Consider the following 22,796-nt stretch of genomic DNA (forward strand, 5'->3'; position numbering starts at 1 on the left):
GGCGGCTCCTTTACAGCAATTAAGACTGCTTAGACATTGCAGCAACTTCTGCTGCGAAGTCAGTCTCAACTTTCTCGATGCCTTCGCCCACTTCAAAGCGGATGAAACCAGTCACGTCAGCGTTGTGCTCTTTCAGCAGCTGGCCAACGTTTTTGCTTGGATCCATAACGAACGGCTGACCGGTCAGAGAAACTTCGCCGGTGAATTTCTTCATGCGGCCTTCAACCATTTTCTCTGCGATTTCTTTTGGCTTACCGGACTGCATCGCGATATCCAACTGAACCTGGTATTCTTTCTCTACCACTTCAGCAGATACGTCTTCTGGTTTAACGAATTCTGGCTTGCTTGCAGCAACGTGCATTGCCAGATGTTTAACCAGTTCTTCGTCAGCGCCAGTTGCAGCAACCAGAACGCCGATGCGAGCACCGTGCTGGTAGTTACCCAGAACTTCACCTTCCAGGGCAGCTACACGACGGATGTTGATGTTCTCACCGATTTTAGCAACCAGGGCAACACGTTCTTCTTCGAACTGTGCTTTCAGAACGTCAACATCGGTGATGTTACCAGCAACCGCTGCGTCCAGTACTTTCTCAGCAAAGGCCTGGAAACCGCTATCTTTAGCAACGAAGTCAGTCTGGCAGTTAACTTCCAGAATGAATGCGATGTTGCCATTGATTTTAGTTTTGATCACGCCGTCAGCAGCAACGTTGCCTGCTTTTTTCGCTGCTTTGATAGCACCGGATTTACGCATGTTTTCGATTGCCAGCTCGATATCGCCGTTAGCTTCAGTCAGTGCTTTTTTGCAATCCATCATGCCTGCGCCAGTACGCTCACGCAGCTCTTTTACCAGGGATGCGGTAATTTCAGCCATTCTAAAATCCTCGGAAGATTTGATCTGCCCGGCCTAAACCGCACAGATTTAAAAGTAAAAAAGGGGGCCATAGACAGGCCCCCTAACCAAACGTGTACTACCTGGTTTATAAGGGCTCTAACGAGCGTGCCTTATTACTCAGCTTCTACGAAGCTTTCTTCCGCTTGGGAAGCCAGATCCTGGGAACGGCCTTCACGAACGGTAGCAGCAACTGCGCTCAGGTACAGGGTCACAGCACGGATTGCATCGTCGTTACCAGGGATAACGAAATCAACGCCATCTGGATCAGAGTTGGTATCAACGATAGAGAATACTGGGATACCCAGGTTGTTCGCTTCTTTGATAGCAATGTGTTCATGGTCAGCATCGATTACGAACAGTGCGTCCGGCAGGCCGCCCATGTCTTTGATACCGCCCAGGCTGTTTTCCAGCTTGCCCAGTTCACGAGTGCGCATCAGCGCTTCTTTTTTGGTCAGCTTGTCGAAAGTACCGTCTTGAGACTGAGTTTCCAGATCTTTCAGGCGTTTGATTGACTGACGAACGGTTTTCCAGTTAGTCAGCATGCCGCCCAACCAGCGATGGTTCACGAAGAACTGGTCGCAGCTGTTAGCAGCTTCTTTCACAGCTTCGCTTGCAGCGCGCTTAGTACCAACGAAAAGGATTTTGCCTTTGCGAGAAGAGATCTTGTTCAGTTCAGCCAGAGCGTCGTTGAACATTGGTACAGTTTTCTCAAGGTTGATGATGTGAACTTTGTTACGTGCGCCGAAGATGAAAGGCTTCATTTTCGGGTTCCAGTAACGGGTCTGGTGACCAAAGTGTACACCAGCCTTGAGCATGTCGCGCATGGAAACAGTTGCCATGGTAAAAACCTCTATAGATAAAGTTGGGGTTAAGCCTCCACGTATCCCATATTACCGACCCCTAAGGGCACCCCGGAATATGTGTCGATACGTGTGTGTTATTACACAAAGTGAGATTTGTCGCTTCCAGCCAAAACATTGAGCGGAAGTTCGGCGCGCTTTATACCATAAAATAGACCAAGACACCAACAGTTGTTATCACCACAGCAGGGCACGAAAGGCGAAGTTCAGAATGATTCTCAATTTGGCAGGGGGTGCTCCTGGCTGTTAACATTGACATCACTAATACTCAATTATTGTCGAAACAATCGACACTGATGGACATATTCCATGGCAATCTCTATTAAAACCCCTGAAGATATTGAAAAAATGCGCGTTGCCGGCCGTCTGGCTGCCGAAGTGCTTGAAATGATCGAACCGCATGTGAAACCTGGCGTCACCACTGGTGAACTGGATCGCATCTGTAACGATTATATCGTCAACGAACAGAAAGCAATTTCTGCTTGCCTGAACTATCACGGCTTCCCAAAATCGGTCTGCATCTCGATTAACGAAGTGGTCTGCCACGGTATCCCTGATGATGAAAAACACCTGAAAGATGGTGATATCGTCAACATTGACGTCACGGTCATTAAAGACGAGTTCCACGGCGACACTTCCAAAATGTTTATCGTCGGCAAACCGACCATTCTGGGCGAACGTCTGTGCCGCGTGACCAAAGAAAGTCTGTACGTCGCACTGAGAATGGTTAAACCTGGCGTCAACCTGCGCGAAATCGGCGCAGCTATCCAGAAATTCGTCGAAGCCGAAGGTTTCTCCGTCGTCCGTGAATACTGCGGTCACGGTATCGGCCGTGGTTTCCATGAAGAGCCGCAGGTCCTGCACTACGACTCTCGCGAGACCGATGTTGTATTGAAGCAAGGCATGACCTTCACCATTGAACCGATGGTTAACGCCGGCAAGAAAGAAATCCGCACCATGAAAGACGGCTGGACGGTAAAAACTAAAGACCGGAGCTTGTCTGCGCAGTACGAGCATACTATTGTGGTGACAGACAACGGCTGCGAAATACTGACATTACGCAAGGATGACACCATCCCGGCGATAATCTCGCACGACGAATGATAAGAAGCCGGCGAAAGCCGGTTTTTTTTTAGGTAATCGTTTTTTCTTATGGGTGGTGTGATGACGAATTTTATACCTGAACTGGCCTGCACAATTCTCCCCACCCTACCCGGCCAACCTGAGTACCCGGTCACCTGGTCGGAGAGTAGCCTGACCTGCGCGGAGATCAAACCCCGCCTGGATGATTTCCAGCATTGGCTGGGCGAGGCCTTCGACAATGGCACATCAGCCGAACAGTTGCTTGAAGCCCGCACCGAATTTATTGACCAATTGCTACAACGCCTGTGGTTACTCTACGGCTTTGGTGAAGTTGACGACGCCGCGCTGGTCGCCGTCGGGGGATATGGCCGCGGTGAACTACACCCGCTCTCTGATGTGGACTTGCTGATCCTAAGTCGCACCAAACTCGCCGACGACCAGGCGCAGAAAATTGGTGAGTTACTCACGCTGCTGTGGGATCTCAAGCTGGAAGTGGGTCACAGCGTGCGTACACTGGAAGAGTGCCTGCTGGAAGGGCTGTCAGATTTAACCGTCGCCACCAACCTCATCGAGTCACGCCTGTTGATTGGCGACGTCGCGCTGTTCCTCGAATTGCAAAAAAACGTCTTCAGTGAAGGCTTCTGGCCCTCAGAAAATTTCTTCCCGGCGAAGGTTGCCGAACAAGAAGCGCGCCACCAGCGTTATCACGGCACCAGCTATAACCTCGAACCCGATATTAAAAGCAGCCCCGGCGGCCTGCGTGATATTCAGACTCTTCAGTGGGTCGCACGCCGCCACTTTGGCGCCACTTCGCTCGACGAGATGGTCAGCTTTGGCTTCCTGACTGAGGCCGAGCGTAATGAACTCAACGAGTGTCTGCACCTGTTGTGGCGCATTCGGTTTGCTCTGCACCTGGAACTGACTCGCTACGACAACCGTCTACTGTTCGATCGCCAGCTCAGCGTTGCCCGCCGCCTGAAATACGAAGGCGAAGGCAACCAGCCGATTGAACATATGATGAAGGATTTCTACCGCGTCACCCGTCGGGTGAGTGAACTCAATCACATGCTATTGCAGTTGTTTGATGAAGCAATCCTTGCCCTGACCGAAGATGAAAAACCTCGCGCCATCGATGATGATTTTCAGCTACGCGGAACGCTTATCGACCTGCGCGATGACTCGCTGTTTATCCGCGAGCCGCAGGCTATTCTGCGTATGTTCTATATGATGGTGCGCAACAGCAATATCACGGGGATCTATTCCACCACCCTGCGCCATCTGCGCCATGCGCGTCGCCACCTGACCGAGCCGCTGTGCTATATCCCCGAAGCACGTTCTCTATTCCTGAATATGCTACGCCACCCCGGTGCAGTCAGACGTGGCCTTCTGCCGATGCACCGCCACAGCGTACTATGGGCCTATATGCCGCAGTGGTCCTATATTGTCGGTCAGATGCAGTTTGACCTGTTCCATGCTTATACCGTTGATGAGCATACGATTCGCGTGCTGCTGAAGCTGGAAAGTTTTGCGAATGAAGAAACGCGCCCGAATCACCCACTGTGCGTTGATCTCTGGCCTCGCTTGAATCATCCGGAACTGATCCTGATTGCCGCGCTGTTCCACGATATCGCCAAAGGACGCGGTGGCGATCACTCGGTGCTTGGCGCACAAGACGTGCTGAAATTCGCCGAACTGCACGGTCTAAATTCACGTGAAACGCAGCTTGTTGCCTGGCTGGTACGCCAGCATTTGCTGATGTCGGTCACCGCGCAGCGTCGTGATATTCAGGATCCGGAAGTGATCAAACAGTTCGCCGAAGAGGTGCAGACCGAGCACCGCCTGCGCTTCCTGGTGTGCTTGACGGTGGCCGATATCTGCGCCACCAACGAAACCTTATGGAACAGCTGGAAGCAAAGCCTATTGCGCGAGCTGTACTTTGCCACCGAAAAACAGCTCCGTCGCGGCATGCAAAACACGCCCGATATGCGCGAACGCGTGCGCCATCATCAGATGCAGGCGCTGGCGCTGCTGCGTATGGACAATATCAATGAGGAAGCGCTGCATCAGATCTGGAATCGCTGTCGCGCCAACTACTTTGTGCGCCACACGCCAAACCAATTGGCATGGCACGCCCGTCACTTGCTTAAACACGACTTAACCCAGCCGATGATCCTGCTGAGTCCGCAGGCGACCCGTGGCGGCACGGAGATCTTTATCTGGAGCCCGGACAGGCCATATCTGTTTGCCGCCGTCTGCGCAGAACTCGACAGACGCAATCTCAGTGTTCATGACGCGCAAATCTTTACCACCCGCGACGGTATGGCGATGGACTCCTTTATCGTTCTTGAGCCCGACGGTAGCCCGCTCTCCGGCGATCGCCATGAGGCGATTCGTTTAGGGCTTGAGCAGGCGATTACTCAGCACAGCTGGCAGCCACCTCAACCGCGTCGTCAGGCAGCCAAACTGCGCCACTTTTCCGTCGATACCGAGGTCAATTTCCTGCCAACCCATACCGACCGTCGGTCGTTTCTTGAGCTTATCGCCCTCGATCAGCCCGGGCTACTCGCCCGCGTCGGACAGGTGTTTGCCGACCTCGGAATTTCGCTCCACGGGGCCAGAATTACGACAATTGGTGAACGAGTAGAAGATTTATTTATAATCGCCACCGCCGACCGGCGTGCCCTTAATAATGTGCTGCAACAAGAAGTACAACAACGGTTGACAGCAGCCCTCAATCCAAACGATAAAGGGTAACGATTTTTTATTAGTAAATGGAAAGAGTAAACAATGCAGCAATTACAGAACGTTATTGAGTCCGCCTTTGAGCGTCGCGCCGACATCACGCCGGCAAATGTGGATACCGTAACCCGCGAAGCGGTCAACCAGGTTATTTCTCTGCTGGATTCCGGCGCGGTGCGTGTCGCTGAAAAAATTGACGGCCAGTGGGTCACTCACCAGTGGCTGAAGAAAGCGGTTCTGCTCTCTTTCCGTATTAACGATAACCAGGTTATCGACGGTGCGGAAAGCCGCTACTTCGATAAAGTACCGATGAAATTCGCCGACTACGACGAAGCGCGTTTCCAGAAAGAAGGTTTTCGCGTGGTGCCACCGGCAGCCGTTCGTCAGGGTGCTTATATTGCACGTAACACCGTACTGATGCCGTCCTACGTAAACATCGGTGCTTACGTTGATGAAGGCTCTATGGTGGATACCTGGGCAACCGTGGGTTCCTGCGCGCAGATCGGTAAAAACGTTCACCTTTCCGGCGGCGTAGGTATCGGTGGTGTACTGGAGCCTCTGCAGGCTAACCCAACCATCATTGAAGACAACTGCTTCATCGGCGCACGCTCCGAAGTCGTTGAAGGTGTGATCGTGGAAGAAGGTTCCGTTATCTCCATGGGCGTCTACCTGGGCCAGAGCACCAAAATCTACGACCGTGAAACCGGTGAAGTCTTCTACGGCCGTGTGCCTGCAGGCTCGGTTGTCGTTTCCGGCAACCTGCCGTCTAAAGACGGTAAGTACAGCCTGTACTGCGCGGTAATCGTGAAGAAAGTAGACGCGAAAACCCGCGGTAAAGTGGGTATCAACGAACTGCTGCGTACTATCGATTAATAAGATATGAAAAGCGGGGGCTACCCCGCTTTTTTTTATCCTCACGCTGGCGGAAAATGATTTTTTCGTTAATTATTCAATAGTTAATTTAGATCAAGGGTACCGCTATGTACGATAATCTGAAAAGTTTGGGCATTACCAATCCTGATGAAATCGATCGTTACAGCCTCCGGCAGGAAGCCAACAACGATATCCTGAAAATCTATTTTCAAAAGGATAAGGGTGAATTTTTCGCCAAAAGCGTGAAGTTCAAATATCCACGCCAGCGTAAAACCGTGGCCGCCGATGGCATTGGTCAGGGCTTTAAAGAAGTTCAGGAGATCAGTCCTAACCTGCGCTACATTATTGATGAGTTAGATCAAATCTGTCAGCGCGATCGCACGGAAGTCGATCTGAAACGTAAGATCCTTGACGATCTGCGTCATCTTGAAAGCGTCGTCACCAATAAGATCAGCGAAATTGAAGCGGATCTGGAAAAACTGACACGTAATAAATAAGTTTTAGTGCCATTTTTCCCCGGCGGCGCTGCGCTTAGCCGGGCTACAAATAGGCACGATTGTAGCCCGGCTAAGCGCAGCGCCGCCGGGTTTTATCACCGTTGTTCATCTAACTGCAACGCAATATACAACAGCAAACGATCGTCAAAATTCCCCAAATCCAGCCCAGTCAGTTCCGAGATTCGATTGAGTCGATACTCCAGCGTGTTACGGTGAATAAACAGCGCCTTCGAGGTCGCTAATGGCTGGACGTTATGGCGGAACCAGGCAGCCAACGTACGACGCAGCAGGCCGTTGTTATCCATCGCTTTCAGGCGCAGTAATGGGCGGGAAAGCTCGTTAGCTTGCCAACCGCCACGCAAACTGTCCAGCAGCACCGGTAACATCAAATCCTGGTAAAAATAGCTGCGGCTTTCGGGCATGCGCTGCTTGCCGACCATCATCGTAGTGCGAGCAGTACGATAAGAACGAGCAATACTCCCTGGGCCAGTGAAGTAGTTACCCAGCGCCACGCGAAAACGCAGATGCCCGTTCTCTTTCATCCGCGATATTAACTGCTCAACCCGTTTCTGATGATCTTCCGCATCCCAGCGCCCAAACGGATTTAATGCCGGTTTCAGCACTACCATTTCGGTCAGCGACACAATTGCAATCAGGTTATTCCGCTCCGGGGTCGTCAGCGCGTTTTGCAGTTGCTGTAGCTCCGCCATCGCGCTATCCACGCCCAACTGCCCGCTATCGACCTCCACCACCGCAGCCACACGCGGCTGGTTAAGGTCAATGCCCAGACGCTGAGCCCACTCGGTCAGCGCAGGGGTATTCTCCTCGGCCTGAATAAGGTTCATCACCAGCTCTTCACGCAGGCGGCTATCCTGGGCTAAAAGGTGCATCAGACGCGACTGCTCTAGCATCATCTCCGCCGTCATGCAGACCAGTTCACCGTATTTGCGCAGCGTCTCCGGCTCACCGGTCAGCCCAATAACGCCGACAATCTCGCCTTCAAGACGCAGCGGCAGGTTAATCCCCTGGCGTACTCCATGCAGGTGACGGGCGACCGCATCATCGATATCGACCACACGTCCCTGAGACAGCACCAGCAACGCACCTTCGTGCAATTCACCAATACGCTCGCGATCGCCGCTACCAATAATGCGCCCACGGGCATCCATTACGTTGATATTGGTATCGATAATGCGCATGGTACGCGCCACGATATCCTGCGCCATTTTAGTATCGAGATGCCAACTAGCCATGAACCCCTCCTGTGAGCAGGTTACATGATAAGAAAGAAGATAAAGACCCGCACTGTGCAAATGCACAAAGCAGGGTTGAGATCTATGGAGTTGTGGGGAGCTTCACATTACGGCGGGATAAACCCTTCCCCCAGTATGGGGAAAGGGTTTGATTTTAGATTACTGCATCAACAGGTAGATAGAGGTATCGCCACGCTGGATATTCAGCGCCAATACCGAAGGTTTGCTATCGAGGATTTTACGCAGCTCGGCGATGTTTTTCACCGCTTGCTGGTTAGCGCCAACAATAACGTCCCCTTTCTTCAGGCCAATTTGCGCCGCTGGCGTACCCGCCTTCACGGTGCTCACGACCACGCCCTTATCCTGACCCTTGTTGCTCATCTCAGCACCTTCAATACCGCTGAAGATAGAGCTGGAATCAACCTGATTCTGACTGCTCTGCTGCAGTTCGATTTCCACCGTCACCGGTTTACCATCACGCTGCAGGCCGAGGCTGATTTTGCTGCCGATTGGCATTGTACCTACCTGCGCGCGCAGTGCTGCAAAGCTGCTGATAGGTTTGCCGTTCAACGTGGTAATCACATCACCGGCTTTAATACCCGCTTTCGCCGCAGAAGAGTTTGGCAGAACCTGGCTTACGAACGCGCCGCGCTGAGCGTCAACTTTCATCGCTTTCGCCAGCTCAGAGTTCAGCTCGGTCCCCATAATGCCCAATTCACCGCGTTTAACCTGACCAAATTTCACCATCTGGTCAGTCAGGTTTTTCACCATGTTGCTTGGGATAGCAAAACCGATACCGATGTTACCGCCGTCCGGTGCGAGGATCGCGGTGTTAATACCGATAAGCTCGCCGTTGAGGTTAACCAGCGCGCCGCCGGAGTTACCCCGGTTGATCGCCGCATCGGTCTGAATAAAGTTTTCATAGTTTTCAACGTTCAGGCCGCTACGGCCCAGCGCGGAAACAATACCGGAAGTCACGGTTTCACCCAGACCAAACGGGTTACCGATTGCCACGGTGTAATCACCGACGCGCAACGCGTCAGAGTCCGCCAGCTTAATCGCCGTCAGGTTTTTCGGATCCTGAATTTGGATCAGCGCAATATCAGAGCGCGGGTCTTTACCCACCACTTTCGCGTCAAATTTGCGGCCATCGCTCAACTGAACCTTAATCACGGTGGCGTTATCAACCACGTGGTTGTTGGTGACGACATAGCCTTTCGCCGCGTCAATCACCACCCCAGAACCCAGGGCCATAAATTTCTGCTGCTGTGGGTTGCCACCGCCGTTACCGCCCTGAGGACCACCGCCCTGGCAGAACGGAGAACTCTGGAACGGTGAACCGTCCTGACAGAATGGTGAATTGTCACCAAAGAATTGCTGGAAGTTACGCCCCATGCGCGGGGTATTTACCGTTGTGCTGCCTTCAACATTAATGCTGACGACAGACGGCATCACTTTTTCCAGCATCGGCGCCAGGCTCGGCATTGGCTGCGCAGCAGACGCGGTTGAAGATGCCGTCTCGGCCGCGCTAGCGGACAACGGAGACAGAGCCAGACTTAAACTAAGAGCCAGTGCACTCATTGCTAACGTGGTTTTTTTCATGTGTTTCAATCTCAATTTCAGATTACGCAAAGTTACGATGTTCGTGACTAATCAGATTCACTTTATGGCACTAAGTTCCCTGCAATTGCACTTGGGAAAGTAAAAATTTATTGAGCGTCTTTACAAAACTTATGATTATTCTACCGCCATCAAGCGACGATATTCATCCCATGCGTAGAGGTCAGTCATTCCGCTGATATAATCCTGAAGCAGGCGACAGCGATAATAATATTCCATGACCGGAAATTCCACATCGTCACGTGATATTTTATTAACTGCCTCAACGTAAGCTAAACGATGACGCGTTGAGAGCTTGCAAAAAAGCCGGGATTCTATTGGCAGGTGCCTTACTCGCTCATGTTCAACCAGTTCACTAAATTCACTCAGCGATAATTTTAACAGCGGCGCATAAATATCGAGTAAACCACCGATCACCCGGTAGCCCTGCAATTCAAGCTGCTCGACCTCCGGATGGCTAAACACATGTTTTATTGCCACATTTTTATATAAGGCCAATAACTCGCTATAGCTACTTTCATCTTCAAGAAGCGCGTGATTAAAATCACCATCAAAAATCTGCGGCAGATTATCGATAAAGCGCTGTGCAGCATACGGCACCAGCTTATTTAATGTATTCACGCGCAAATACATAAAGAACTGATCTTCAGCACTCCGACTTAATGAATTCGCCCGAGATTTATCCCACGCACTCTCGACAACCTGTGCGAACAGCGAGCCTTTTGTATGAGCGGGCCAGGCATCATATAAGTGCTGGTAAAGCTGTTCAACGCTAAAGATTCGTTTTTCTACTGCATCTTCAAGGTCAGCAACGCAATATGAAATATCATCCGCTGCTTCCATAATCCAGGTTAATGGGAAACGATTGTAAGGCGCCAACTCCAGTTCTTTACGCAGGCGCTCAATATACTGTTCTTCTGCCAGGTAATAACCCGGCTTTTTCATTAAGTAGCTATGCGTTTTCGGTACATCATTCGCCCACCAGGCGGGACGGGTGTATTTTAAAATACACCCTACCTGCGCCCAGGTCAGATTCATGCGCATCAGGGTATGTACCAAGCGGATGCCCTGGGCATTCCCTTCAAAATGACACAAATCCTGCCGTACTTTGCTACGCAGCAGGTTAAGCGCGTCTTCACCTTCCCGCAGCTTGAGATCGATAACTTCACAGCGATCATGGCTTTGCGGCTGCTGCCGTGCATCTTTCGGCGCCAGACGCTGGCTAAACCAGTCGTTGATCGCCGCCTCGCCAAAGTGACCAAAAGGCGGATTGCCAATGTCATGCATCAGGCACGCCATCTCAACCACGCTTTCAAACGGCCCGGTCAGTTCATCAAGTCCGTAGGTCGCGAGCAGATTTTTCTCTTTCAGGCGGCTCAGAATCTCTTTGGCAATATAGCGACCCACCTGCTGCACTTCCAGCGAGTGCGTCAGACGTGTGCGCACTGCGGCATTGCGCTCCAGAGGGAATACCTGCGTTTTCTGCTGCAAACGACGAATAGCCGGCGAGTTAATAATGCGCCCGCGATCGCTTTCAAAAATGCGCAGAACTTCATGTTCTGAACCTACGCCTTGAGGTGAACGATAGCGCCGACGCCAGTTAATTTTATTGCGGAAATCAATCTTAGCCATAACCTCTCCGTCGCGAGAAATGCGCTTCCCCTGAACCGCATGATAGACTATGCCTTTAAACATGGCACATCGCGAGTAAATCTATGAAAATCGGCATTATTGGCGCAATGGAAGAAGAAGTTACGCTGCTGCGTGACAAAATCGAAAATCGTCAGACCATCACCCTTGGCGGTAGCGAAATCTACACCGGGCAGTTGAACGGCGTTGACGTCGCGTTGCTGAAATCCGGCATTGGTAAAGTCGCCGCCGCAATGGGCGTAACCCTGTTGCTGGAGCGCTGCCAGCCGGATGTCATCATTAATACCGGTTCCGCAGGCGGCCTCGCACCGACTCTGAAAGTGGGCGATATTGTGGTCTCTGACGAAGCGCGCTACCACGATGCCGACGTCACCGCATTCGGCTACGAAATAGGTCAAATGGCCGGGTGCCCTGCGGGCTTTAAAGCGGACGACAAACTGGTTGCCGCCGCTGAAGACTGCATTAAATCTCTCGACCTGAACGCAGTTCGTGGCCTTATCGTGAGCGGCGACGCTTTCATCAACGGTTCCGTTGGGCTGGCAAAAATCCGCCACAACTTCCCGCAGGCGATTGCCGTTGAGATGGAAGCCACGGCGATTGCTCACGTTTGTCACAGCTTTGCCGTACCGTTTGTGGTCGTACGCGCAATCTCAGACGTTGCCGACCAGCAGTCCCATCTGAGCTTTGACGAGTTCCTCGCGATAGCGGCGAAGCAGTCAACGCTGATGGTTGAAACGCTAGTGCAGAAACTGGCGCGTGGCTAAGCGACTCATGACAGGGCTACTGGCCCTGCTGCTTAGCGCTCCGGCGTGGCTATACGCCGCGCCGCGGGTTATCTCCCTCTCCCCAGCCAATACCGAACTGGCCTTTGCCGCCGGAATAACGCCCATCGGCGTGAGCGCCTGGTCTGACTATCCGGCCGAAGCCAAAAATATTGAGCAGGTAGCTTCCTGGCAGGGCATTAATCTGGAACGCATTGTCGCGCTGCATCCCGATCTGGTGCTGGCGTGGAAAGAAGGCAATGCCGAACGCCAGGTGAATCAACTGCGAGCGCTTGGGATCACCGTATTATGGGTCGATAACCATCGTATTGAGGACATTGCCGCCTCATTACGTCAGTTGGCGAAATGGAGTCCTACGCCCGATAAAGCCGAGCAGGCTGCCGCCGCACTGCTACGCGACTACACGCAGCTCAAAGCACAGTACGCCAACGCGCCGAAGAAACGAGTGTTTATGCAGTTTGGTTTCAATCCCATTTTCACCAGCAATAAAAGCGCGATTCAAAACCAGGTGCTGGAGATTTGCGGCGGTGAAAACATCTTCGCCGATAGCCGCGTCTCATGGCCGCAGGTGAGCCGTGAACAAGTGTTAATGCGCCAACCGCAGGCCATTGTCGCCGCAGGCGATGAGAGTCAAATTCCGAAAATTCAGCATTACTGGGCCAGTCAGCTCACAATCCCTATTATTCCCCTTAATAGTGACTGGTTTGAGCGAGCAAGCCCACGTATTATCCTCGCCGCAAAACAACTCTGTACTGCGTTAGAGCAGGCTCATTAACGGGATAATTGGTCATGCTGGTTTACTGGCTGGATATTGTAGGCACCATCGTTTTCGCGGTCTCTGGCGTATTGCTGGCGGGCAAGCTGCGCATGGACCCGTTTGGTGTGCTGGTGTTGGGCGTAGTCACCGCCGTCGGCGGCGGGACTATCCGGGACATGGCGTTGGCCAACGGCCCGGTATTCTGGGTTAAAGATCCAACCGACCTGGTCGTCGCCATGGTGACCTGTATGTTAACCATCGTGCTGGTGCGTCAGCCGCGCCGCTTACCCAAATGGGTGCTGCCGGTTCTGGATGCTGTCGGCCTGGCGGTATTCGTTGGCATTGGCGTCAACAAAGCGTTTATCGCTCACTCTGGGCCACTGGTTGCAATATGCATGGGTGTAGTCACCGGCGTCGGCGGCGGGATCATTCGTGACGTGCTGGCGCGTGAAATACCGATGATCCTGCGCACTGAAATCTACGCCACGGCCTGTATTGCTGGCGGCATTGTTCACGCCACGGCCTATTACACCTTCAATATTCCGCTGGAAAACGCCAGTATGATGGGGATGGTCGTCACACTCGCTATTCGCCTGGCGGCGATCCGCTGGCATCTGAAGCTGCCCACCTTCGCGCTGGATGATAACGGGCGCTAACAGCAACGCCTGTGGTAGCCCGGCCAAGCACAGCGCCGCCGGGATGAGCACCGAGCCGGCCCCGGCGGCGCTGCGCTTGGCCGGGCTACATGTGAAATTGCCCGCCAAAAGGCGGGCAATTAGAATTCACAGCGTAGTGCCACTCAACGCATCAGATGCTGAACGACGAACCACAGCCGCAGGTGCTGGTCGCGTTCGGGTTAGTCACGATAAAGCGTGAACCTTCCAGCCCTTCAGTGTAATCCACGGCACCGCCCACCAGATATTGCAGGCTCATTGGGTCAACTACCAGGCCTACGCCCTGTTTCTCGATAGTCATATCGCCGTCGTTGATCTGGTCATCAAAAGTAAAACCATACTGGAAGCCACTGCAACCGCCGCCCGTGATATACACGCGCAGTTTCAGGTTTGGATTTTCTTCATCCGCTATCAGGAATTTTACTTTTTTGGCTGCGGCGTCGGTAAACTCCAGCGGCAGCACTACGTCATCACTCATTTTTTGCTCCCATTAATACTGCAGGTCCAGGTTAATATTCACCCGACTCTTTGTGTCATTATCTAATACCCGAGTAAATCGTTCAAGTATTCTCCGGCGCCGACTGTCGGGCTTTCGCCTCTTGCTCGGCTTCTTGCTTGGCCAGGGTTCGCGCCAGGATCGTGGCGTAGAGCGGCTGTCCGCCGAGGAACTGCGCTAATAGCGTGGCACCGAGTCCGGTAATAATCATTGGCAAAATGAGCTGGTAATTATCGGTCATCTCCAGCACCAATACGATTCCGGTGAGTGGAGCACGCACCGAGGCCGCCAACAGCGCGCCCATTCCGGCAATAGCAAAAGTGCCCGCTTCCAGATGGTAGGCTGGAAACAGACTCATCGCCGCCATGCCAAATGCCGTCCCCAGCAGCGTGCCCAATGCCAGCATCGGCGCAAAAATCCCGCCAGGCGCACCAGAAGAGAAACACAGCAATGTGGTTAATACGCGGGCAACAAATAAGAACAGCAGCGCGCCAACGGTATAGTTTCCTGCGGCGGCAATCGGGATAAGGCTGAATCCACCGCCTGACGCAGCCGGTTGAAACAGTCCAAGAATGCCGCAGCCGCCGCCAATCAGACCGCCAATCAGCACCCATTTCTTAATATTGCCGCCATGAATGCGAAAGAACATATCCTGGGTTTTCAGCACCAGCGTGTTGAACAGCGGCCCGACGCAACCAAAGATAATCCCCAGCACCAGGTACAGCCACAGCGTATTCACCGGCGCATTGGTCAGTTTACCGACTTCAATCACCGGCGTTTCACCATTGAAGATACGGAACACCACGCTCGACATAATGACGCCGACGAACACCGCTTTAATCGAAATCAGGCTATAGCGAAACTGCGGACGCATCTCTTCGATGATAAACAAGATGCCTGCCAGCGGCGCATTGAAGGCCGCCGACAGCCCCGCCGCCGCACCGGTCGCCAGCAGCGTATGACGCGACTCTTCGCCACGCTGGCGGAAGATGTCTCCGACCATGCGCCCGATATTGCCACCGATTTGTACCGTCGGCCCTTCACGTCCAAGCACCATACCCGCACCGAGCGTGCCCATGCCACCGACAAATTTTACCGGCAACACGCGCCACCAGCGCACCGGACGCAGTTCTTCCAACGCACCTTCAATTTCGGGGATCCCCGAACCGCCAGCCTCTGGCGCAAAGCGGCGTACCAGCCAGTAGCCGAGCATAGCCAGCAGGGCTGATAAAATAAATGCCAGCGGCCAGACGATAAACCAATGATCGGCAACTTGCGCCAGCGTGCCAATGCGAATGTTTTGGACCCAGTTCACCGCATGTTCAAATGCGACGCCCACTAACCCAACCAGGGTACCGACAATTGCCGCCGACAAGAGCACCATCAGCGGCGTTTTATCGCGGTTCAGCAGTTTACGCACCACATCGCGGCGGCGTAAACGAACAATCCGTTGTGCCTCTAAAGGGGTTATCTCAGCTTTCATACCGTTATCATTAATTGGTAATACAAATAGGAAGGGAGGGTATTTTACCCAGACATGTGCGCTACGTCGCGAAAAAATTGCGCCATGAATGCTTTGTTACTGCGAGGTGAAATTTTAGTTCATTACCGGTTAGCGTGAACCAAAAGAAAATGGAATTGAGGGACTTTCAAATTGAAGATGCCTCCCAAAGGGAGGCATCTGTTACTTAAAACGATGGCTTACTCTTCAACAACAACTTTCTTTTTGCCGACAAAGTTATAGATAACCAGCAGGGCAAAGATACCAGTAATCGTCATGGTTATCGTGCCTGGCGTCATAAAACGAGCCATGTTGCCAAGGATAATCCCGACGACGCCGAAATCGGTATCGGAGAACGTGGTGTTGGTTAACCCGAGCGCACCGAGCACCGGAATCAGCGCAACAGGTAAGAACGTGATGAGAATACCGTGCGCAAATGCCCCGATAATCGCGCCGCGTTTCCCGCCAGTCGCATTACCAAACACGCCCGCAGTCGCACCACAGAAGAAGTGAGGAACAACGCCTGGAAGAATAAGTACCCATTTCAGTTGGCCCAGAATAAACAGCCCAACCAGCCCGCCGATAAAGCTCGAAATAAAGCCAACCAATACCGCATTAGGGGCATAGGGGAAAACAATTGGGCAATCCAGCGCTGGTCGTGCATTCGGGACCAGACGTTCAGAGAAGCCGGTAAACGCTGGCACGATCTCAGCCAGGATTAAACGCACCCCTTGCAGGATAATGAATACCCCAGCCGCAAACGTGATCGCCTGAATAAACGAGTACACCAGGTAGTTCTGACCGTTACTGAAATGACTTTCAACGTACTCTTTACCGGCTGAAATCGACAGCACCAGATAAATGATCATCATGGTCAGCGAGATTGAAATCGTACTATCGCGTAAGAAGCTCAGGTTCTTAGGCATATTCATCTCTTCGGTAGATTTAGAACCTTTACCGACGACAGAGCCAATCCATCCAGAAAGCACGTAGCCAATCGTACCGGTGTGCGCCAAAGCAACCTGATCGCTACCGATAATTTTACGCATATAAGGTTGCGCAATGGCAGGAAAAAAGGCCATCAGCATACCCAGCGCCAGCGAACCGGTATAAATAAGCTGTACGCCTTCGAAACCAGCAACAGAGAGAATAATCGCCACCATACAGGCCATGTAGAAGGTCACATGCCCGGAAAGGTAGATATATTTCAATCGTGTGAAACGAGCAACAACGATATTCGCGACCATACCAAACGCCATAATCAGCGTAGTAGGCGCACCATATTTCTCCAGCGCAATGGAGACCATGGCTTCGTTGTTTGGGATAATACCCTGTACATCAAAGGCTTGTTTAAAGATATCACCGAGTGGCGTTAGTGAGCCAACCAGGACCATCGCCCCGCCGGATAACACCAAAAAACCCAGTATCGTTTTAACGGTACCTTTAATCACATCAGGGAAGGATTTTTTTTGGGCAACCAAACCGAATAATGCGACCAACCCGACCAGGATTGATGGCACCTTCAGGATATCGACAATAAGTTGTACTAAGTTTTGAACAAACATATTAACCTCTGTAGCAGGGTATTTTTCTTGCCCGACTTAATTATTGCTGATCAAAGTAGTCTTTTATTTTTTGTTCAACTTCGTTCAAGTCGATAATATTATTGATAATAATAACTTTATCGGCTGGAAGGTTGGCGCTGAAGGCGATGTCTTTTGCCATCACGAAAACATCCGCCAGATCCGGGGTTACTGAACCCAAATCAGAATGGTCAACGTCAGCCGTCACATTAATTTTTTTGAGCACTTTCTTGATGTTCATTTCCATCATAAAGCTGCTACCCAGACCGGAGCCACATACCGCCATGATTTTCATAGTAGACCTCGTTATTTTTCGCTTAAGGTATATTTAACAAGAAGCTGGCGCTTCACCGAGCAAAATCGCCTGCAACTGCGCTGAACTTTTGCTATCAAAAATTTGCTGCATGACTTCGTCATCAGAAAGCACTTCGGCCAACTGCGAAATCATTTCAATATGGCTGTTACTGTCCGGTGCTGAGAACATAAAAATCGCATCAACCGGATCGTTTTCTTCAGAATGAAACTCCACCGCCTGACCCAGTTTCACAATAGACAATCCCAGCGCCATTGCCCCCTGTTCTGGCCGCGTATGCGGCATCGCAATACGTGGTGCAATAACAAAATAGGGACCGATCTCTTCTTTCTGTTTGATAATCGAATCGATATAGGCCGGGGAAATCGCCCCTTCCTCCAGCAGTGGACGACCTGCAATCTGAATCGCTTCTTTCCAGTCCGCGACGGACTCAACATACTGAACTTTGTCTTTATTCAGCCAGTTAGATAATGTTGGCATGGATGTTACCTATCGTTCTTAATAAGAAAAAAGGGGTGGCTAAAGCATGTTACGTGCCGTTTCAGTCACATTTCCTACCGTAAAACCAAAGTATTTGAAGAGCACGCTGGCTGGCGCTGACTCACCGAATGAGTTCATGCCAATCACTTTTCCATCAAGACCTACGTAACGCTCCCAGAACCCTTCAATACTGGCTTCAACGGCCAGGCGGCGGCGAACCTGCTTCGGCAAGACGGATTCTTTGTACTGTTCGTCCTGCTTATCAAAACGTTCGGTACAAGGCATCGACACTACACGGATCTGATGACCTTCCTGCTGCAAGGTACGAGCAGCGGCAACCGCCAGTTCAACCTCAGAACCTGCTGAGATCAATATCAATTCCGGCACACCTTCGCAATCCACCAGCACATATCCACCGCGGGAAATCGCCTTGAGCTGCTCGTCGTTGCGAGACTGTTGCTCAAGCGGCTGACGGGTCAGCACCAGCGCCGACGGCCCATCTTTTCGCTCAATCGCCTGCTGCCACGACACCGCCACCTCAACCTGATCGCACCCGCGCCAGGTTTCCATATTCGGCGTTAAGCGCAGTGACGCCAGCTGTTCGACCGGCTGATGCGTTGGGCCATCTTCACCGAGACCAATCGTGTCATGGGTATAGACAAACACCGAGCGAATCTTCATCAGCGCCGCCATGCGCAGCGCGTTGCGGGCATATTCCATAAACATCAGGAACGTACCGCCGTAAGGAATAAACCCACCGTGTAGCGCCAGACCATTCATGATGGCTGACATGCCAAATTCACGGACGCCATACGAGATATAGTTTCCAGCGGCATTGTCAGCGCTAAAATCGACGGACTTCTGGTGCCGGGTCAGGTTTGATGGCGAGAGATCCGCCGACCCGCCCATCAACTCCGGCAGCATATCCGCAAGGAAATTCAAACATTTCTGGCTAACCTGACGCGTAGCCAGCGCTGCCGGATTTGCCTGTAAATCATGTACATACTGATGGATATTTTCGGCCCATTCCGCAGGCAGTTCGCCCTTCATACGGCGAGTAAATTCAGCGGCCAGTTCAGGCCACTGCTTCGCATAATCGGCAAACAGGGCATCCCACGCTTGCTGATCCTGCGCCCCTTTTTGCGTCGCATCCCAAGCGTCATAAATATCTGCCGGGATCTCGAATGCAGGATACGGCCACTGCAATTGTTCGCGAACCCGTGCAACTTCATCGGCACCCAGCGCCGAACCGTGGCACTCATGGCTGTCCGCTTTATTCGGTGAACCGAAACCGATAATCGTTTTGCAGCATAAGAGGCTTGGCTTATCAGTGACCTTTTTGGCTTCCTGAACAGCGGCATCAATGGCCTGCGAATCGTGGCCATCAATACCATCAATCACATGCCAACCGTAGGCGCGAAAACGTGCCGCAGTATCATCTGCAAACCAGCCTTCGACATGACCATCGATAGAGATACCGTTGTCATCCCAGACGGCAATCAGGTTCCCCAGCCCCAGAGTACCGGCAAGGCTACAGGCTTCATGGGAGATGCCTTCCATCAAGCAGCCATCGCCCAGGAACAACCAGGTGTGGTGATCGACGATATCAAACCCAGGTTTATTAAATTCAGCGGCCAGCGCTTTTTCGGCAATCGCCATCCCAACGGCATTGGCAACCCCCTGCCCCAACGGGCCGGTGGTGGTTTCCACGCCTGGGGTATAACCATATTCTGGATGGCCCGGCGTACGAGAATGGAGCTGACGGAAGTCACGAATATCATTCATGCTCAGGTCATAGCCGGTAAGGTGCAACAGAGAGTAAATCAGCATGGAGCCATGACCATTCGACTGAACATAACGATCGCGGTTGAACCATTGCGGATTTTTCGGGTTATGGCGAAGGTGACGACGCCAAACCACTTCAGCAATATCGGCCATTCCCATCGGTGCGCCCGGGTGACCGGAGTTGGCTTTTTGAATCGCATCGACGCTCAGGATCCTGATGGCATTCGCTAACTTTCTGCTGCTCATACGTCTCTCTCTTAACCTGGATTTTACGTTCAATAATCACGTTTCTGGGGTTTTGTCCCCGGGCCAACATGAACAGACATGTCGTCAGAAACCTTTGTTTTTATGATGATAAATTATGGCTTACTGACATCTACCGCCTATACGAACTCGGTAAAAACGGGAAGAATAAACATTAAAATACAATTGATTACTTATATTTATTCCGTTTTTACTGCATTCTTACGAGCAACAACATAAGTCTATACATGTTTCACTTGTCTAGTCATCTCGATGATGCACATAGACGTGTCCAGATACAATATGCAAAAATGGATTTTATTGAGATGCGGTGTTTGTTGATCCAAATTCGTTAACTTGCTCACAATCTGACGTGAACGGTCTGGTCGATAGAAAACAAAGTCAGGCATACATGTAGGCAGGATTCAGCTCACCTTGGTTAGGAACAAAGTCGATGGTCGATGGCATCACAGAGAAGCAAAAAGAGGTAGTCGATTACATTCTCAGGAAAATAAAGACCGACAACCTTTTACCTGGGGATAAACTGGATACCGAGATTGCGATTGCCAAAAATATCGGCATCACGCGGGCGACGGTGCGGGAAGCGACGCGTCTGCTTATCGAGCAGCAGCGTATTTATCGCGTGAAAGGCTCCGGTCTATTCGTCGGTTCTATTGGTAAAAGTAATCATTCGGGACGGTTTCATGCCCTCTCCCCTTTTGATTTTCAGGCGCAGAAGAATGGTCACAAAGGCGTCAGAAAAGTCATTAAATTCAGCATAATGAAAGTGCCAACCCCGGAAATGGCGCAGTCATTACGCATCAAAAATAGCGACCAGATTTATAAAATTTTACGCCTGATGTGCTTTGACGATATTCCCGTGGCGCTTGAGCATATCCATCTGCCGGTTAATATGTTCACCAGCATGGAATTAAGTCAGCTCGAAATATCAAAATATAGCTATATCGAAAGTATCACAGGGAAAAAAGTCCAGCGCCGCGATCAGAATTTAACGGCCCTCAATCTTCACGATGAAGACATTATTAATCTCTTGAATCTTCAAGATAATGACGCCGTGATGGAACTGGATGAAACGGTTTATCTGGATGATGGGACGCCTTGCGAGGTCAATATTGCCATCATTAACACGCGTATTTTCCCACTGCGACAAAATTCGAGCCGCTCGTAAACCGACTCTTAACGATTAAGCTCCCGCTACGTAAAATCTGGCCGTAAGATCTCAGAGGCGTTAAACCCCGCCTGGTGTTCATCCAAAACGGCCAAAAATTTCATAACCTCCGCGGAATAATTTAGAATAACGGGCAACACCTTCTTCACAAACCAGGATCCTGGCAATGAGCAAATCTGAAAATCTGTATAGCGCTGCGCGTGAACTTATCCCGGGCGGCGTGAACTCGCCAGTACGTGCCTTCACCGGCGTGGGCGGTACGCCACTGTTTATCGAGCGTGCGGACGGCGCGTACCTGTATGACGTTGATGGCAAAGCCTATATCGATTATGTCGGTTCCTGGGGGCCGATGGTACTGGGCCACAACCACCCGGCTATCCGCAACGCGGTCATCGAGGCGGCAGAACGCGGCCTGAGCTTCGGCGCACCGACCGAGATGGAAGTGACCATGGCGAAACTGGTGACCGAACTGGTGCCGACCATGGACATGGTGCGTATGGTGAACTCTGGTACGGAAGCGACCATGAGCGCCATTCGCCTGGCTCGCGGCTTCACTGGTCGTGACAAAATCATCAAATTCGAAGGCTGCTACCACGGCCACGCCGACTGCCTGTTGGTGAAAGCCGGTTCCGGCGCGTTGACGCTCGGCCAGCCAAACTCACCGGGCGTGCCAGCCGATTTTGCTAAACATACCCTCACCTGCACCTATAACGATCTGGCCTCCGTTCGCGCCGCGTTTGAACAATTCCCGCAGGAAGTGGCTTGTATCATCGTTGAGCCGGTCGCGGGCAACATGAACTGCATTCCACCACAACCCGATTTCCTGCCGGGCCTGCGCGCGCTGTGCGACGAGTTTGGTGCACTGCTGATTATTGACGAAGTGATGACCGGTTTCCGCGTGGCGCTGGCGGGTGCTCAGGATTACTACGGCGTGGTACCTGACCTGACTTGTCTTGGCAAAATCATCGGCGGCGGGATGCCGGTGGGTGCATTTGGCGGTCGTCGTGACGTGATGGATGCTCTGGCACCCACCGGCCCTGTCTATCAGGCGGGGACGCTGTCCGGTAACCCGATTGCTATGGCGGCGGGCTTTGCTTGTCTGACCGAAGTGGCGCAGCCGGGCGTACATGAAACCCTGACCGCGCTGACCAACCAGCTGGCGCAAGGTCTGCTGGATGCGGCTCGCGAAACGGGAATCCCACTGGTCGTGAATAACGTCGGCGGTATGTTCGGGATCTTCTTCACCGATGCCGAAGAAGTGACCTGCTATCAGGACGTGCTGAAATGCGACGTTGAGCGCTTCAAGCACTTCTTCCATCTGATGCTGGAAGAAGGTGTGTACCTGGCGCCATCGGCGTTTGAGGCGGGCTTTATGTCTATCGCCCACAGCGAAGATGACATCAATAACACCATCGACGCCGCGCGTCGGGTGTTTGCGAAGCTGTAGTTTGAGTGTCGCCCCGGCGGCGTTACGCTTGGCCGAGCTACCGCATAGAATGTAGCCCGGCCAAGCGCAGCGAAGCCGG

Annotated in this window: 20 protein-coding genes; 9 read left to right on the forward strand and 11 right to left on the reverse strand. The window is 52.1% G+C overall.

Annotated elements, in window-relative coordinates:
• Positions 1-19: 19 nt before the first annotated feature.
• Complete coding sequence (gene tsf / locus U0026_RS18475; RefSeq protein ID WP_062772163.1) at positions 20-871, reverse strand: translation elongation factor Ts; 852 nt, start codon at positions 869-871, stop codon at positions 20-22.
• Positions 872-1,005: 134 nt separating this feature from the next.
• Positions 1,006-1,731 carry a 30S ribosomal protein S2 gene (gene rpsB / locus U0026_RS18480; protein ID WP_062772160.1) on the reverse strand — a complete coding sequence of 242 codons (726 nt, stop codon included), beginning with the start codon at positions 1,729-1,731 and terminating at the stop codon, positions 1,006-1,008.
• Positions 1,732-2,061: 330 nt separating this feature from the next.
• Here rpsB and map point away from each other — a divergent pair, with 330 nt between their 5' ends.
• The 4 genes from map to U0026_RS18500 all read left to right on the forward strand — a co-directional run bounded on the left by map (position 2,062) and on the right by U0026_RS18500 (position 6,944).
• Positions 2,062-2,856 (forward strand): type I methionyl aminopeptidase, encoded by a 795-nt coding sequence (map, locus tag U0026_RS18485; protein ID WP_062772157.1) that lies wholly within the window; start codon positions 2,062-2,064, stop codon positions 2,854-2,856.
• 60 nt (positions 2,857-2,916) lie between these two features.
• On the forward strand, positions 2,917-5,589 hold the full coding sequence (gene glnD / locus U0026_RS18490; RefSeq protein ID WP_062772154.1) for a bifunctional uridylyltransferase/uridylyl-removing protein GlnD: 2,673 nt from the start codon (positions 2,917-2,919) through the stop codon (positions 5,587-5,589).
• Positions 5,590-5,622: 33 nt separating this feature from the next.
• Positions 5,623-6,447: a 2,3,4,5-tetrahydropyridine-2,6-dicarboxylate N-succinyltransferase gene (dapD, locus tag U0026_RS18495; RefSeq protein ID WP_062772151.1), complete on the forward strand. Its 825-nt coding sequence runs from the start codon at positions 5,623-5,625 to the stop codon at positions 6,445-6,447.
• 107 nt (positions 6,448-6,554) lie between these two features.
• Entirely contained in the window at positions 6,555-6,944 is a 390-nt protein-coding gene (locus U0026_RS18500; RefSeq protein WP_062772148.1) for a DUF3461 family protein, read from the forward strand.
• 95 nt (positions 6,945-7,039) lie between these two features.
• On the opposite strand, the gene cdaR is transcribed toward U0026_RS18500, so the two are convergent.
• From cdaR to dgt, 3 genes are all read right to left on the reverse strand, one after another.
• Positions 7,040-8,197 carry a DNA-binding transcriptional regulator CdaR gene (cdaR, locus tag U0026_RS18505; RefSeq protein ID WP_062772145.1) on the reverse strand — a complete coding sequence of 386 codons (1,158 nt, stop codon included), beginning with the start codon at positions 8,195-8,197 and terminating at the stop codon, positions 7,040-7,042.
• Positions 8,198-8,356: 159 nt separating this feature from the next.
• On the reverse strand, positions 8,357-9,799 hold the full coding sequence (gene degP, locus U0026_RS18510; RefSeq protein WP_062772142.1) for a serine endoprotease DegP: 1,443 nt from the start codon (positions 9,797-9,799) through the stop codon (positions 8,357-8,359).
• A gap of 135 nt (positions 9,800-9,934) precedes the next feature.
• A complete protein-coding gene (dgt, locus tag U0026_RS18515; RefSeq protein ID WP_062772139.1) occupies positions 9,935-11,449 on the reverse strand; it encodes a dGTPase in 1,515 nt (504 codons plus the stop codon).
• A gap of 83 nt (positions 11,450-11,532) precedes the next feature.
• Here dgt and mtnN point away from each other — a divergent pair, with 83 nt between their 5' ends.
• Genes mtnN through U0026_RS18530 form a run of 3 tightly spaced genes read left to right on the forward strand, consistent with a single transcriptional unit; the run spans position 11,533 to position 13,662 of the window.
• Positions 11,533-12,231, forward strand: coding sequence for a 5'-methylthioadenosine/S-adenosylhomocysteine nucleosidase (gene mtnN / locus U0026_RS18520; protein WP_062772136.1), 699 nt, complete (start codon positions 11,533-11,535; stop codon positions 12,229-12,231).
• Complete coding sequence (gene btuF / locus U0026_RS18525) at positions 12,224-13,024, forward strand: vitamin B12 ABC transporter substrate-binding protein BtuF (RefSeq protein ID WP_062772133.1); 801 nt, start codon at positions 12,224-12,226, stop codon at positions 13,022-13,024. The genes mtnN and btuF overlap by 8 nt, the downstream gene beginning before the upstream one ends.
• 14 nt (positions 13,025-13,038) lie before the next feature.
• On the forward strand, positions 13,039-13,662 hold the full coding sequence (locus U0026_RS18530) for a TRIC cation channel family protein (RefSeq protein WP_062772130.1): 624 nt from the start codon (positions 13,039-13,041) through the stop codon (positions 13,660-13,662).
• Positions 13,663-13,813: 151 nt separating this feature from the next.
• Here the strand turns inward: U0026_RS18530 and erpA are convergent, their stop codons facing one another.
• From erpA to tkt, 6 genes are all read right to left on the reverse strand, one after another.
• Positions 13,814-14,158: an iron-sulfur cluster insertion protein ErpA gene (gene erpA, locus U0026_RS18535; RefSeq protein ID WP_062772127.1), complete on the reverse strand. Its 345-nt coding sequence runs from the start codon at positions 14,156-14,158 to the stop codon at positions 13,814-13,816.
• Positions 14,159-14,240: 82 nt separating this feature from the next.
• A complete protein-coding gene (gene clcA, locus U0026_RS18540) occupies positions 14,241-15,659 on the reverse strand; it encodes a H(+)/Cl(-) exchange transporter ClcA (protein WP_062772124.1) in 1,419 nt (472 codons plus the stop codon).
• 218 nt (positions 15,660-15,877) lie between these two features.
• Positions 15,878-17,242: a PTS ascorbate transporter subunit IIC gene (locus U0026_RS18545; protein WP_062772121.1), complete on the reverse strand. Its 1,365-nt coding sequence runs from the start codon at positions 17,240-17,242 to the stop codon at positions 15,878-15,880.
• Positions 17,243-17,282: 40 nt separating this feature from the next.
• Positions 17,283-17,555, reverse strand: coding sequence for a PTS sugar transporter subunit IIB (locus U0026_RS18550; RefSeq protein WP_062772118.1), 273 nt, complete (start codon positions 17,553-17,555; stop codon positions 17,283-17,285).
• Between the two features lie 33 nt (positions 17,556-17,588).
• Positions 17,589-18,053, reverse strand: coding sequence for a PTS sugar transporter subunit IIA (locus U0026_RS18555; RefSeq protein WP_062772115.1), 465 nt, complete (start codon positions 18,051-18,053; stop codon positions 17,589-17,591).
• A 39-nt stretch (positions 18,054-18,092) separates the two neighbouring features.
• Positions 18,093-20,084: a transketolase gene (tkt, locus tag U0026_RS18560; RefSeq protein WP_062772112.1), complete on the reverse strand. Its 1,992-nt coding sequence runs from the start codon at positions 20,082-20,084 to the stop codon at positions 18,093-18,095.
• Positions 20,085-20,535: 451 nt separating this feature from the next.
• On the opposite strand from tkt, the gene U0026_RS18565 reads away from it, so the two are divergent.
• Both U0026_RS18565 and hemL read left to right on the forward strand, forming a co-directional pair.
• A complete protein-coding gene (locus U0026_RS18565; protein ID WP_062772109.1) occupies positions 20,536-21,270 on the forward strand; it encodes a GntR family transcriptional regulator in 735 nt (244 codons plus the stop codon).
• Between the two features lie 166 nt (positions 21,271-21,436).
• Positions 21,437-22,717: a glutamate-1-semialdehyde 2,1-aminomutase gene (gene hemL, locus U0026_RS18570; protein ID WP_062772105.1), complete on the forward strand. Its 1,281-nt coding sequence runs from the start codon at positions 21,437-21,439 to the stop codon at positions 22,715-22,717.
• Positions 22,718-22,796 lie beyond the last annotated feature (79 nt).

It is taken from the genome of Kluyvera intermedia (assembly GCF_034424175.1).
Lineage (GTDB): Bacteria > Pseudomonadota > Gammaproteobacteria > Enterobacterales > Enterobacteriaceae > Kluyvera > Kluyvera intermedia.

Coding starts and splice junctions, on each gene's coding strand:
- tsf (WP_062772163.1), bottom strand. CDS start 871: ATGGCTGAAATTACCGCATCCCTGGTAAAAGAGCTGCGTGAGCGTACT.
- rpsB (WP_062772160.1), bottom strand. CDS start 1,731: ATGGCAACTGTTTCCATGCGCGACATGCTCAAGGCTGGTGTACACTTT.
- map (WP_062772157.1), top strand. CDS start 2,062: ATGGCAATCTCTATTAAAACCCCTGAAGATATTGAAAAAATGCGCGTT.
- glnD (WP_062772154.1), top strand. CDS start 2,917: ATGACGAATTTTATACCTGAACTGGCCTGCACAATTCTCCCCACCCTA.
- dapD (WP_062772151.1), top strand. CDS start 5,623: ATGCAGCAATTACAGAACGTTATTGAGTCCGCCTTTGAGCGTCGCGCC.
- U0026_RS18500 (WP_062772148.1), top strand. CDS start 6,555: ATGTACGATAATCTGAAAAGTTTGGGCATTACCAATCCTGATGAAATC.
- cdaR (WP_062772145.1), bottom strand. CDS start 8,197: ATGGCTAGTTGGCATCTCGATACTAAAATGGCGCAGGATATCGTGGCG.
- degP (WP_062772142.1), bottom strand. CDS start 9,799: ATGAAAAAAACCACGTTAGCAATGAGTGCACTGGCTCTTAGTTTAAGT.
- dgt (WP_062772139.1), bottom strand. CDS start 11,449: ATGGCTAAGATTGATTTCCGCAATAAAATTAACTGGCGTCGGCGCTAT.
- mtnN (WP_062772136.1), top strand. CDS start 11,533: ATGAAAATCGGCATTATTGGCGCAATGGAAGAAGAAGTTACGCTGCTG.
- U0026_RS18530 (WP_062772130.1), top strand. CDS start 13,039: ATGCTGGTTTACTGGCTGGATATTGTAGGCACCATCGTTTTCGCGGTC.
- erpA (WP_062772127.1), bottom strand. CDS start 14,158: ATGAGTGATGACGTAGTGCTGCCGCTGGAGTTTACCGACGCCGCAGCC.
- clcA (WP_062772124.1), bottom strand. CDS start 15,659: ATGAAAGCTGAGATAACCCCTTTAGAGGCACAACGGATTGTTCGTTTA.
- U0026_RS18545 (WP_062772121.1), bottom strand. CDS start 17,242: ATGTTTGTTCAAAACTTAGTACAACTTATTGTCGATATCCTGAAGGTG.
- U0026_RS18550 (WP_062772118.1), bottom strand. CDS start 17,555: ATGAAAATCATGGCGGTATGTGGCTCCGGTCTGGGTAGCAGCTTTATG.
- U0026_RS18555 (WP_062772115.1), bottom strand. CDS start 18,053: ATGCCAACATTATCTAACTGGCTGAATAAAGACAAAGTTCAGTATGTT.
- tkt (WP_062772112.1), bottom strand. CDS start 20,084: ATGAGCAGCAGAAAGTTAGCGAATGCCATCAGGATCCTGAGCGTCGAT.
- U0026_RS18565 (WP_062772109.1), top strand. CDS start 20,536: ATGGTCGATGGCATCACAGAGAAGCAAAAAGAGGTAGTCGATTACATT.
- hemL (WP_062772105.1), top strand. CDS start 21,437: ATGAGCAAATCTGAAAATCTGTATAGCGCTGCGCGTGAACTTATCCCG.